The sequence below is a fragment of the Chlorobium sp. KB01 genome (assembly GCF_001975465.1).
In the GTDB taxonomy this organism is placed as follows: Bacteria; Bacteroidota; Chlorobiia; order Chlorobiales; family Chlorobiaceae; genus Chlorobium.
Genome location: NZ_MPJE01000019.1, coordinates 15,381 through 28,074 on the forward strand (window position 1 = coordinate 15,381; position 12,694 = coordinate 28,074).

9 protein-coding genes are annotated in these 12,694 nt (G+C 51.5%); 6 read left to right on the forward strand and 3 right to left on the reverse strand.

Annotation, left to right across the window (positions count from 1 at the left end):
• Window positions 1–317 precede the first annotated feature (317 nt).
• From BOO20_RS01435 to BOO20_RS01445, 3 genes are all read left to right on the forward strand, one after another.
• A complete protein-coding gene (locus BOO20_RS01435; protein ID WP_076789698.1) occupies window positions 318–578 on the forward strand; it encodes a hypothetical protein in 261 nt (86 codons plus the stop codon).
• Between the two features lie 202 nt (window positions 579–780).
• Window positions 781–2,661, forward strand: a complete 1,881-nt coding sequence (locus BOO20_RS01440) for a 2-oxoacid:acceptor oxidoreductase subunit alpha (RefSeq protein WP_076789703.1) — start codon at window positions 781–783, stop codon at window positions 2,659–2,661.
• A gap of 2 nt (window positions 2,662–2,663) precedes the next feature.
• Complete coding sequence (locus tag BOO20_RS01445; RefSeq protein WP_076789704.1) at window positions 2,664–3,698, forward strand: 2-oxoacid:ferredoxin oxidoreductase subunit beta; 1,035 nt, start codon at window positions 2,664–2,666, stop codon at window positions 3,696–3,698.
• 230 nt (window positions 3,699–3,928) lie between these two features.
• Here the strand turns inward: BOO20_RS01445 and BOO20_RS01450 are convergent, their stop codons facing one another.
• Both BOO20_RS01450 and BOO20_RS01455 read right to left on the reverse strand, forming a co-directional pair.
• The gene (locus tag BOO20_RS01450) at window positions 3,929–4,933 is read right to left on the reverse strand and encodes an acetyl-CoA carboxylase carboxyltransferase subunit alpha (protein ID WP_076789707.1); all 1,005 of its coding nucleotides are present in this window, start codon (window positions 4,931–4,933) and stop codon (window positions 3,929–3,931) included.
• Window positions 4,934–5,169: 236 nt separating this feature from the next.
• On the reverse strand, window positions 5,170–5,445 hold the full coding sequence (locus BOO20_RS01455; protein WP_076789710.1) for an HU family DNA-binding protein: 276 nt from the start codon (window positions 5,443–5,445) through the stop codon (window positions 5,170–5,172).
• A gap of 213 nt (window positions 5,446–5,658) precedes the next feature.
• On the opposite strand from BOO20_RS01455, the gene efp reads away from it, so the two are divergent.
• The 3 genes from efp to accC are packed head-to-tail and all read left to right on the forward strand — an operon-like array spanning window position 5,659 to window position 8,111.
• A complete protein-coding gene (efp, locus tag BOO20_RS01460) occupies window positions 5,659–6,225 on the forward strand; it encodes an elongation factor P (RefSeq protein ID WP_076789712.1) in 567 nt (188 codons plus the stop codon).
• A gap of 53 nt (window positions 6,226–6,278) precedes the next feature.
• A complete protein-coding gene (accB, locus tag BOO20_RS01465) occupies window positions 6,279–6,749 on the forward strand; it encodes an acetyl-CoA carboxylase biotin carboxyl carrier protein (RefSeq protein ID WP_076789715.1) in 471 nt (156 codons plus the stop codon).
• Window positions 6,750–6,767: 18 nt separating this feature from the next.
• Entirely contained in the window at window positions 6,768–8,111 is a 1,344-nt protein-coding gene (gene accC / locus BOO20_RS01470; protein ID WP_076789837.1) for an acetyl-CoA carboxylase biotin carboxylase subunit, read from the forward strand.
• 81 nt (window positions 8,112–8,192) lie between these two features.
• Here the strand turns inward: accC and rpoC are convergent, their stop codons facing one another.
• Entirely contained in the window at window positions 8,193–12,680 is a 4,488-nt protein-coding gene (gene rpoC, locus BOO20_RS01475) for a DNA-directed RNA polymerase subunit beta' (protein WP_076789718.1), read from the reverse strand.
• Window positions 12,681–12,694 lie beyond the last annotated feature (14 nt).

Here is a 12,694-nt window from a genome sequence, read left to right on the forward strand (position 1 = left end):
CAAAGTTACTCTTTTTTGGGGCCCCGACAAAAAAAGGACTAAAAGGACTACAGGGACGAAGATAAATATCATCACAAAGGGCAACCACAAAGGATTGCCCCTACGGCAATTCGTGTAATTCGTGGACACCAAAGAGGGCGATCACACAGGATCGCCCCTACATTATTTCGTGTTTTTCGTGTATTTCGTTGGACAAAAATCCTCATCTTCAGCAGGACTAACAATCTCTTCTTTTCAAAAAAGATTTATATTAAACCATTGTTAATTTCGGGAATCAACAGCCCGGGAATTCCTGCCTGTAACAACAAGGAGCGTCTATGAGCTGGGGAGTAGAAAACGAACAGAAGCGCAAGGATATCAAGGAGCTCATCGATGTTTCGGAGCGGATCATGCGGGCCAATCCCAATCATGTCAATGAGGTCTCCAAAAGCGACAGCGGGTGCTGGATGGAGCAGATGTACGGGATGCAGCGCCATGATTTCTGCGACCTCGCGCCTGACTGCCCGATCCGCAGGGAGCAGGAGTGGCAGAACTATCTTAAGGAGAATAACATCGTGGTAGAAAAAAAACCTGATTAAAGCACCCTCACTCTTGTTTTAACCCTGCCTATCGCGTATATTTTTTCTTGCAGAAGACTGTAGTGGTGATTTTTTTGTCTTCTTTTTACCCTCCGGGATACATTTCACCAAAGATAACAACTCAATGAGCTCCTTTTAGCGATGTTCATTGGTGCGGGTTTTTTTGCTATTTACCAACTTCGAAAAGTAATTAACAGGGCCCATGACTGATTCAAAAACTACAACAAAAGCGGTCAATGTGACCTCCAAAGCAAGCGTTTCCGTGCTTTTTGCCGGAGACTCCGGTGACGGAATGCAGTTGACCGGTACCCAGTTCGCCAATACGGTGGCGGTGCGCGGTTCGGAATTGAACACCTTTCCGAACTTCCCCTCCGAAATCAGGGCCCCTGCAGGCACCATCTCCGGTGTATCAGGCTTCCAGCTCCAGTTCGGCAGCAAGCCTGTCTATACTCCAGGTGCGCTTTTTGACGTCATGATTGCCATGAACTCGGCTGCCCTCAAGGCAAATCTGAAAAACCTTCACCAGGGCGGTATTATCATTGCAGGCACCGACGGTTTTGATGAAAAAAAACTCAAGCTTGCCGGCTATCCCGCAGGAGTTAATCCTCTTGAGGATGGCTCTCTCTCCAACTACACCGTTTTTCCTGTTCCCGTTCAGCAGCTTACCCGAGAAGCGCTGAAAGACAGCGGCCTCTCCAGCAGGGAGGTTGACCGCTGTAAAAACATGTTTATTCTCGGTCTGCTCTACTGGCTCTACAACCTCCCCTATGAAGGCACCGTTGAGATGCTGAAGAGCAAGTTCAGCAAAAAACCGCTGATTGCCGATGCCAACATCAAGGCTGTGACCGCTGGCTACTTCTTTGGTGACGAGACCGAAATTTTTGCCAACATCGGCCGTTTCGATATTCCCCCGGAAAAAGAGCATGGCACCTACCGCCGCGTAACCGGCAATGAAGCCGCAGCAATAGCCCTGGCTGCAGCCGCCAAAAAATCCGGACTTGAGCTCTTCCTCGGTTCATACCCCATCACACCGGCAACGGAGATTCTGCAGAACCTTGCCAAAATGAAAAAGTGGGGAGCAAAAACCTTCCAGGCAGAGGATGAAATTGCCGGTATCTGCAGCAGCATCGGCGCCGCATTCGGTGGTGCACTTGCCGCAACCAACACCTCCGGCCCCGGGTTTGCACTGAAAACCGAAGCCCTCGGACTTGCCGTCATCATGGAGATTCCGCTTGTTGTCATCAACGTCCAGCGCGGAGGCCCATCAACCGGTCTTCCGACCAAGCCGGAACAGTCCGACCTCTTCATGGCCATGTACGGCCGTCACGGTGAAGCTCCGCTGCCGGTTGTTGCAGCCTCTTCGCCGGTTGACTGCTTCTATACCACCTATGAAGCCGCAAGACTTGCTGTTGAGCACATGACCCCGGTTATCTGCCTTACCGACGGCTATCTTGCCCTCAGCTCGGAGCCATGGGCAGTTGAGTCCCCTGATAATCTCGCCGAAATCAAACCACGCATCCACGCCCCAAGAAAACCTGAAGATCCGCCCTACCTGCCCTACAAGCGTGATGAGAATCTTGTGCGTTCATGGGCAATCCCCGGCACAAAGGGACTTGAGCACCGCATCGGCGGCCTTGAAAAACAGAATGAGACCGGCAACGTTTCGCACGACCCGGACAATCATGAGCTGATGACCAAACTCCGTGCCGAGAAGATCGCCCGTATTGCCGACACCATTCCGCTTCAGACGCTCGACAACGGAGCCGCAAAGGCCGACCTGCTTGTGCTTGGATGGGGTTCATCCTACGGAGCGATCAAAACCGCAGTTGCCCAGGCAATCGAGAAGGGATACAGCGTTGCTCATGCACACCTTCGCTATATCAACCCTTTCCCGAAAAACCTCAGGGAGATCCTCGGCAGCTACAAACAGGTGCTGATACCAGAGAACAACAACGGACAGCTGGTCCATATTATCCGTGACACCTTCCTCATTGAGCCTGTCGGCTTCAGCAAAGTGAAGGGACTGCCGTTCACCGAGATGGAAATTCTGGCTAAAATCACCGATCTTATAAAGGAGCTTTAATAATGACCGATATCAATCCAACAACAACGCTTACTGCTAAGGATTTCGCCTCGAACCAGGAACCGAAGTGGTGTCCCGGCTGCGGTGATCATGCGGTGCTTCAGCAGATCAAGAGTGTACTTCCTGAACTGGGTGTTTCATCAGAAAACATCGCCTTTGTTTCCGGTATCGGATGCTCGTCGCGTCTGCCCTACTATATGGCAACCTACGGTATCCACGGTATTCACGGAAGGGCCCTGCCGATGGCAACCGGCCTGAAGGCTGCCCGCCCGGACCTGAGTGTCTGGGTAGCAACCGGGGATGGTGATGCGCTCTCGATCGGAGGCAACCACTTCATCCATACCCTGAGAAGAAACCCCGATCTGAACGTCGTCCTCTTCAACAACAAGATCTACGGTCTCACGAAAGGACAGTACTCTCCAACCTCAAAACTCGGACTCAGAACCGTTACATCACCGGCAGGCGTGATTGATCACCCCTTCAATCCCGCATCTCTCGTTATCGGTGCCGGCGGAACCTTCTTTGCAAGAGCGTTTGACAAGGACGGAAAATTCCTCCGCTCCATTCTCCTGCGGGCTGCGCAGCACAGGGGAACCTCTCTGGTAGAGATCTATCAGAACTGCCCTATTTTCAACAATGCCGCATGGGATGCCTTTGCCAACGCCGACATCAAGGCTGAGAACACCATCTATCTGGAACAAAACAAACCCCTTCTTTTCGGCAAAGAGATGAAGAAGGGTATCCGTCTTGAAGGCTTCAAGCCGGTTGTGGTTGATCTGGAGAAGGGGGGAGTCTCAACTGCCGACCTCTGGATTCACGACGAAACGGATATCAACAAGGCATCCATTCTTGCCCGCTTTGCCGATACCGATCCGGATTCTGAAGGTGCCCTGCCAAGACCGATCGGTGTGCTCTATGCCGAGGATCGTGTAACCTATGAAGATGCTCTCACCGGGCAGGTTCGCGACGCCCGGAAAAACGGTGCCGGCACGCTTGCAGAACTGCTCAAGGGTGACAACTCCTACGTGATCAAGTGACCCTTTCGACAGCATGACAACAGAAAAGCCGGCAGCAGCCGGCTTTTCTCATTTCCCCCGATTGAATATCGCCAAAAAGGGCGATCACACAGGATCGCCCCTACGCCAATTCGTGTATTTCGTGGACATCAAAGAGGGCGGGTGCAACCCGCCCCTGCATTCGTGTTAATTCGTGCCTTTCGTGGTTCGAAAATCTTATCCTTGGACAGGGCGATCACACAGGATCGCCCCTACTCTTCATTCCAGACACCCATAGCACCAAACTTGTCAATTCGGTTGTTGACAAGCTCTCCGGGCTCCTGCTTTAAAAGAGCGGTGAGCTCCTCAATCAGCATACCCTTCAGGGTTGCGGCCATCATTTCCGGATCGGTATGGGCTCCGCCAACCGGTTCGGGTATAATCCGGTCGATGATACCCTGCGCCAGAAGATCGGGTGCGGTGAGCTGCAGCGCTTCAGCCGCCTGCTCCTTGTAGTTCCAGCTTCTCCAGAGAATGGAGGAGCAGCTTTCAGGAGAGATTACCGAGTACCAGCTGTTTTCAGCCATCAGAATCCGGTTGCCGACACCAAGGCCTATGGCTCCGCCGCTTGCGCCCTCTCCGATAATAACGCAGATAACCGGGACGGTCAGCTTCGCCATCTCAAAAAGGTTCCGGGCAATTGCCTCCGCCTGGCCCCTCTCTTCAGCCTCGATACCGGGAAAGGCTCCGGGGGTGTCGATCAGGGTAATGACCGGTTTGCGAAACTTTTCGGCAAGTTTCATCAGCCGGAGTGCCTTGCGGTACCCTTCCGGCTGGGCCATACCGAAGTTCCGGTAAACATTGCTCTTGGTATCACGCCCTTTCTGATGACCGATAATCATGACCGGCCGGGAAAAACCTGACGCACTATCTTCAATACGGGCAAAACCGCCGACAATTGCCTTGTCATCACTGAAATGGCGGTCACCGGCCAGCTCGACAAAGCCATTGGTCATCATATAGATATAGTCGAGCGTGTAGGGCCTTTCCGGATGGCGTGCAAGCTGCACCTTCTGCCAGCGTGTCAAATTTTTGTAGATGGAACGGCGAAGGGCTTCAACTTTCAGCTCAAGAGCCTCAATCTCATGAGCGAGCACTCCGGTTTCCGAAGGGGCCTGCTCCCTCGCACTGCTTCTGAGACACTCACGCATTTCGTTGAGTTTGGTTTCAAGCTCAACGACAGGTTTTTCAAAATCAAGGACAACTTTAGTAGCCATGGGGCAGTGTAATAGTGATAACAAAAGCCCATCAGGAAGCGGAGGCTCATGATGGGCTTTAAAAGATAGCAGAAGGGCACCTCTGTTTACTTGTTCCGAAACCCGATTACTGCGTTGGGTGGTGCTCAAAATCCTCATGTACGACGTGTACATTCCGGTTTCTGCGCTCCATCCGCCTTGTTCTCGTGCTTCTCACAACAATAAACAGAGGTGCCCAGAAATCAAAACCTTCAGAATCAACCGCCTACCTCTTCCTTCAAAGCCTTGCCTGGCTTGAATTTTACAACTTTTTTTGCAGCAATGGTAATAGCAGCGCCTGTCTGGGGATTGCGGCCCTGTCGTTCAGCCCTGTCGCCGGTTGTGAATGTTCCGAATCCTACAAGAGTGACATCATCACCCTGCTTCAATGAGCCTGTTACAACATTGATAAAAGCATTGACGGCACGCTCTGCATCAACTTTGGTCAGATTGGCCTGCCCGGCAATTTTCTCGACTAACTCAGCTTTTGACATAGGAGATATTTAATTATTGTTGGGGTAAAAATCAGCTTTTTTATCAATGTTACCAATTACATCAATTTAAACAGTACCTTACAAACTTGCAATGGCTTTTTAGCTTTATCAGCCATTGCTTTGCAGGCGGTTTGTATTCGTCACGCGCTGTGTTATATTTAAGCTCTTTTGATTAAAAAAACCTAACCAAGCAAGACCTATTTTATCCGTCTTATGATTTCAATCAGTAACGTATCAAAAGGCTCCATAATCCGTTTCAAGGGTGAACCGCACAGCATAGAGAGTCTTGTTCACCGTACACCGGGAAACCTGCGTGCGTTTTACCAGGCAAACATGCGAAACCTGAAAACAGGACGCAACGTTGAATTCCGCTTCAGTGCAAGTGAATCCGTAGATGTGATCGTAACTGAACGCAAACAGTATCAGTACCTCTATCAGGATGGCACTGATTATGTCATGATGGACAACAACACCTTTGACCAGATCAATGTTCCCGAGCTCACCATCGGCTCTGCCTCCCGCTTTCTCAAGGATGGTATCACCGTCACTATTGTGTTTTCTGATGACGGGGCTATTCTCAGCGTGGAGCTTCCGACATTTGTTGAAGTTGAAGTCACGGAAACCAGCCCGGCCTCAAAGGATGACCGGGCGACCAGCGGCACCAAACCGGCAATTGTGGAGACAGGAGCAGAGGTCAACGTGCCCATGTTCATCCAGATCGGCAGCGTTATTCGCGTCGACACCCGCACCGGCGAGTATATTGAAAGAGTAAAAAAATAACGGTCTTTAATCGATTTAACAGGAAAAGCGTTTAATCCTTAAGTAGCATCATCATGAATCTTAACGAAATCAGGCAGCTTATTGAGATCGTCAATAGCTCGGATCTTCAGGAAACCATTATTGAGGAGGGGGATTTTAAAGTTACCCTCAGACGTTTTTCTTCAGCAGTAGTGCAGCCCTCTGCTCCGGCAGTCGCAGCACCCGCAGCACCGGCTCCTTCAACCGCAGCTCCTCTTCAGACGGCAGCTCCGGCACCGGCAGCAGTGACCAATGAGCCGGTTTCCGGCCTTGTTGATGTCTGCTCACCGATTGTCGGCACCTACTATAAATCTCCTTCTCCCGATTCACCGGCATTTATTGCTGTTAACGACACTATTAAAAAAGGAGATGTGCTCTGTATTATTGAAGCCATGAAACTGATGAACGAAATCGAGGCTGAAGTTTCCGGCACAATCGTTGAAATTCTTGTTGAAAACGGACAGGCGGTCGAATACAACCAGCCCCTGTTCCGGGTTAAACCTTAATCTTTGATCAAAAAAACCTTGTTCAACAAAATACTTGTAGCTAATCGCGGAGAAATTGCATTGCGTATTATGCAGACCTGCCGCGAAATGGGGATCAGTACGGTTGCTGTCTATTCAACAGTCGATGCTGAATCAATCCACGTAAAATACGCTGATGAAGCGGTCTGTATCGGACCTCCACTCTCAAGGGAGAGCTATCTGAACATACCCCGCATCATTGCCGCTGCACAGGTAACCAATGCAGATGCCATTCATCCCGGTTACGGCTTCCTTGCTGAAAATGCCGATTTTGCCGAGGTGTGTGCTTCTGCAAACATCAAGTTTATCGGCCCTACAGCCAAAATGATCAACCAGATGGGTGACAAGAATACGGCCAAATCAACCATGATTGCTGCCGGAGTCCCTGTTGTGCCCGGAAGTCCCGGTCTGGTCACCGATCTGAAACAGGCAATAGAGACCGCTAAAAAAACCGGCTATCCGGTCATTATCAAGCCGACTGCCGGTGGTGGAGGAAAGGGCATGAGGGTTGTGACCGAGGAGAGCCAGCTTGAAAAAGCCCTCAACACCGCACGCAGTGAAGCCGAACAGGCCTTCGGCAACAGCGGGGTCTATATCGAGAAGTATCTTGAAAATCCCCGCCACGTCGAGATCCAGATTCTCTCCGACCAGCACGGCCACACCATCCATCTCGGCGAACGCGACTGTACGGTCCAGCGCCGTCACCAGAAGCTTATTGAGGAGACCCCTTCACCAGCGGTTGACGATGCACTGAGAAAGAGAATGGGTGATGCCGCTGTAGCTGCTGCAAGGGCAATCAACTATGAGGGCGCCGGTACCATCGAGTTCCTGCTCGACAAGCACCGCGACTTCTACTTCATGGAGATGAATACCCGTATCCAGGTTGAGCATCCGGTTACCGAAGAGCGCTACGATGTGGATATTGTCCGTGAGCAGATCGAAATTGCTGCCGGAGAATCGATCGAGAACAGAAAATTCACACCGAAAGGCCACTCCATTGAGTGCCGCATCAATGCCGAGGATCCGGAGCATATGTTCCGCCCCTCACCCGGTCAGCTTCAGGTATTTCATACCCCCGGCGGACATGGCGTAAGGGTTGATTCACACGCCTATGCAAACTATGTTGTCCCCTCCAACTACGACTCCATGATCGCCAAGCTGATCGTGACCGCTCATACCCGCGATGAAGCCATCGCAAGGATGTCCCGCGCGCTTGACGAGTTTATTGTTGTCGGAGTGAAAACCACCATACCGTTCCACAAGCAGGTCATGCACTCTCCGGTCTTCCAGAGCGGTGACTTTGATACCAGCTTTCTGGACACCTTCCGCTTCGAAAAAAAGTAGGAGAACAGGAAAAACGGACAATAAAAAAGGGAGACTCGCATCTCCCTTTTTTATTGCTCTTCTTTTGGCAACGCTTCCGAACTACACGTCAGAAGGCTCTGTTACTGCTTCACCCTCGGCACCCGGCGCTACCGCTACGGTATCCTGACCATCTCCGGTCAGCTTGATAGCCTTGTACTTTTTCAGTCCGGTACCGGCAGGGATAAGCTTGCCGACAATGACGTTCTCTTTAAGTCCGGCAAGAAAATCAACCTTACCTGCAACCGCTGCATCGGTCAGAACCTTGGTGGTCTCCTGGAACGATGCTGCCGAAATAACACTCTCGGTCTGTAGTGCTGCACTGGTAATACCAAGCAGAACCGGATGAGAGGTCGCCTGCAGGACCGGCTCAAAAGCAATCATGGTTTTGGTGTTCTTGCGCAGTTCACGGTTAAGCTTGGCGATGTCACGCATCTTGTGGAGCTGGGTATCCTGAATTCTGGCCGGAGCATCACCTTTCCCGGTAATGCGGACCTTTTCGGAAACACCTTCATTGGCATCCATAAAGGCACTCCGGTCTATCAGGTCACCGGGCAGCAGCTCGGTATCGCCGGGCTCTTCAACCCGTACCTTCTGAAGCATCTGGCGCACAATAACCTCAAGATGCTTGTCATTGATCTCAACACCGGCATTGATCTGGTAGACCTTCTGGATCTCGTTGACCAGATACTGCTGTACGGCATTGGGACCCTGAATCCTCAGAATGTCCTGTGGTGATACCGCTCCATCGGTCAGCGGATCGCCGGCCTTGACCTCATCACCCTCATTGGCAAGCACATGCTTGCCAACCTGTACATAATATACCTTCTCTTCACCGAAGTCGTTTTTAACCTTGATCTCCTTGCTGCTTCTGCGCTGGGAACCAAAGCTGACATAGCCGTCAATTTCAGTAACAATGGCAGGATCGGTAGGAATTCGGGCCTCAAACAGCTCGGTAACCTTCGGCAGACCTGCGGTGATATCGCCGCCGACACGATCAAGATTTCTCGGCACCTTGGCCATGATATCACCAGGAACGATCTTCTGGCCATTCTCAACATAGAGGTTGGACTTGATCGGTACAGGATAGCTCTTTTTAATCTCACCATTGCCATCAACAATCAGGAGGCGTGGCTCTCTGGTCTCGGTCGCTCTCAATTTTGAACGCCAGTTGATAATGGTGTGCTGGGCAAAACCGGTCTGGGGATCAACCTCTTCCTTGTAGGTGACACCCTTCTCGATATCGGCAAATTTTATAAATCCCGGCTGTTCGGCAATAATCTGCGTACTGTTCGGCTCGCTGCTGAAGAGCACCTGGTCTTTTTTGACCAGTGAACCGTTTTCACAGTTGAGATGCGCACCATGCGGAACCTGGTAGCGCTTGAGAATTTTGCCGGTTTCAGGATCGGCAATATTGATCTTGCCGTTTTTCTGAATGACAATGGAGCGGATATCCTCAACGCCATCTTCATTGATTGCGCTGTGCTGGACACTTTTGATATCCTCGAACTGAACCTGGCCTTCATAGAATGCCTTGGTCTCGGTTTCGGAGATACCGCCCTGAGCCGTACCGCCCTGGTGGAAGGTACGAAGCGTAAGCTGTGTTCCAGGTTCACCGATTGACTGCGCGGCAATAACACCGACAGCCTCTCCGATCTCTACAATTTCGTGCACCGAGAGGTTTGTGCCGTAGCACTTTGAACAGATACCGATCTTGGCCTCACAGGTGAGAACCGAACGGATCTCCGCCTCTTCGACACCGGCGGTCTCCTGTATCAGCTCGGCAAGCTCTTCGGTAATGATCTCTCCGGAGCGGACAACCACCGTATTGTTGAGGGTATCGACAATATCACGGGCAGCAACACGTCCCTTGATCTTCTCACGGAACTTGATCTGACCGCTGGTCTCCTCCTCAATATTGCGATGGACATAGAGGCCACGGGTGGTTCCGCAATCCTCCATGGTAACAATAACATCCTGAGCCACATCGTGCAGCCTTCTGGTCAGATAACCGGCATCGGCTGTTTTCAGCGATGTATCGGAAAGACCCTTACGGGCACCGTGTGTAGAGATGAAGTACTCAAGAACCGTAAGACCCTCCTTGAGGTTCGAGATAATCGGGTTTTCAATGATCTCACCCGGCTGACCCGACATCGACTTCTGGGGACGGGCAATAAGACCTCTCATACCGGTCAGCTGACGCACCTGCTCCCTGGAGCCTCGGGCTCCGGAATCAAGCATCATATAGAGCGGATTGAAACCTTCGCGATCTTTTTTCAGCTTCTGGTAGGACTCCTCGGCAACAATATTGGAGGTTTTCTGCCAGACGTCAACAATCTGGTTATAGCGCTCGTTATCCGTCAGGGTTCCACGGTTGTACTCCTTGACAACCTTTGTGCTGTCACGCTGGGCACTCTTGATATGCCTGGCCTTGGTATCCGGCACAATGGCGTCGGAGAGGCCGACCGAGAGACCGCCCTTCATGGCATAGTGGAAACCGACCTCCTTGATATTGTCAAGGAATTTGGCGGTCTCAACGTTACCCACTTCGCTGCTCAGCCTTCCGATCAGCTCCTTGGCAACCTTCTTATCGATAACGCGGTTGATAAAGCCGATCTCTTCGGGTACATGACGGTTGAAAATAACCCTGCCGACGGTAGTCAGCAGCATGGCCTTCTTTTCAATCTGTGCTTTAAGCCAGATATTCTTTTCCGTCTTCGGTTCAACAAGGGTATCAAGCACACGGATCGGATCGAACTTCTGATCGATCTGGCCGGAGTACTGGACAAATATCTGGGCGTGCAGCCCGACGCGCTCTTCATTGTGCGCAATCAGCACATCTTCAGCACTGTAGAATATCTGCCCCTCGCCGAAATCTCCGGGACGGGACTTGGTCAGATAGTACATGCCGAGTACCATGTCCTGTGAAGGAACGGTAACCGGTTTTCCGGACTGCGGCAGAATAAGGTTATGTGACGAAAGCATGAGCAGTGATGCTTCAAGCTGCGCCTCCTGCGAAAGCGGAATATGCACAGCCATCTGGTCACCGTCAAAGTCAGCGTTGAAAGCCGTACAGACCAGCGGATGGATCTGGATTGCCTTGCCCTCGATCAGTACCGGCTGGAAGGCCTGGATACCGAGACGGTGGAGGGTAGGAGCCCTGTTGAGCAGCACCGGACGACCGTCAATGACCTTTTCAAGCACATCCCAGACAACAGGATCCTTTTTATCGATCAGCTTCTTGGCTGATTTGACCGATTTGGCAATACCGCGGTCAACAAGACGGCGGATAACAAAGGGCTGGAAAAGCTCGATTGCCATACTTTTCGGCAGACCGCACTCATGCAGCTTCAGCTCCGGACCGACAACGATAACCGAACGACCGGAGTAGTCAACACGTTTTCCAAGCAGGTTCTGGCGGAAGCGGCCCTGCTTGCCCTTCAGGGCATCGGAGAGCGACTTCAGCGGCCTGTTGGACTCACCGGTTTTTACGGCGTTGGCCTTGCGGGAGTTATCAAAGAGTGCATCTACGGCTTCCTGCAGCATTCTCTTTTCATTACGGAGAATAACCTCGGGAGCGCGGATGTCGATCAGCTTCTTCAGACGGTTGTTCCGGATGATAACCCGGCGATAGAGATCGTTGAGATCGGACGTAGCGAACCGTCCACCCTCAAGCGGAACGAGAGGGCGAAGTTCCGGCGGGATAACCGGTACAACCTCCATCACCATATATTCCGGCTTGTTGCCCTCATAGACATAGGGTTCCGGCAACTCGTCCTCAGGGAAAAGCCCCTGCGGTTTTTTGCGGCTCTTCTTGTGCGGTTCGTAACTTTTTCTGAACGCCTCGACAACTTTAAGACGCTTGAGCGCATCGGCCCGCTTCTGCTCGGAGCTGCTCTCCTTGAGCACCTTGCGCAGATGCACCGCAGTGGTGTCGAGATCAATATTTCTGAGGAGGAGATGAATTGCCTCTCCGCCCATCTTGGCAACGAACTTGTCCGGATCGGTATCATCAAGATCCTGATTATCTTCATATTCGGTTATAATCTGGAAATACTGCTCTTCGGTCAGACGATCAAGCTTCTTGATCCCCTGTTTCTCTCCGGGTTCGCCGGGATTGATCACCACATAGACTTCATAGTAGATGATCCTCTCCAGCTCCTTGGTAGAGAGATCGAGCAGTGCGCCGATCTTGCTCGGAACCGAACGGAAAAACCAGGTATGCACAACAGGCACCGCAAGGGAGATATGACCCATGCGCTCCCTGCGGACACTCTTGGTGGTGACCTCAACGCCGCAGCGATCACAAATGATCCCTTTATAGCGAACGCGCTTGTATTTGCCGCAGTAGCACTCCCAATCCTTGGTAGGTCCGAAAATCTTCTCGCACATCAGGCCGTCACGTTCCGGCTTGAAGGTACGGTAGTTGATTGTTTCCGGTTTGAGTACCTCACCCCTTGAGTGTGCAAGAATGCTCTCAGGTGATGCGATACTGAACTTTATCCTTGAAAAATCACCTTTAAGCGGCGATGCTCCCTGTGAAAAAATCATAGTCTATATTCCTT

Bases quoted from the DNA above. Each gene is read 5' to 3' on its own strand.
- BOO20_RS01435 (WP_076789698.1), top strand. From the start codon at position 318: ATGAGCTGGGGAGTAGAAAACGAACAGAAGCGCAAGGATATCAAGGAG.
- BOO20_RS01440 (WP_076789703.1), top strand. From the start codon at position 781: ATGACTGATTCAAAAACTACAACAAAAGCGGTCAATGTGACCTCCAAA.
- BOO20_RS01445 (WP_076789704.1), top strand. From the start codon at position 2,664: ATGACCGATATCAATCCAACAACAACGCTTACTGCTAAGGATTTCGCC.
- BOO20_RS01450 (WP_076789707.1), bottom strand. From the start codon at position 4,933: ATGGCTACTAAAGTTGTCCTTGATTTTGAAAAACCTGTCGTTGAGCTT.
- BOO20_RS01455 (WP_076789710.1), bottom strand. From the start codon at position 5,445: ATGTCAAAAGCTGAGTTAGTCGAGAAAATTGCCGGGCAGGCCAATCTG.
- efp (WP_076789712.1), top strand. From the start codon at position 5,659: ATGATTTCAATCAGTAACGTATCAAAAGGCTCCATAATCCGTTTCAAG.
- accB (WP_076789715.1), top strand. From the start codon at position 6,279: ATGAATCTTAACGAAATCAGGCAGCTTATTGAGATCGTCAATAGCTCG.
- rpoC (WP_076789718.1), bottom strand. From the start codon at position 12,680: ATGATTTTTTCACAGGGAGCATCGCCGCTTAAAGGTGATTTTTCAAGG.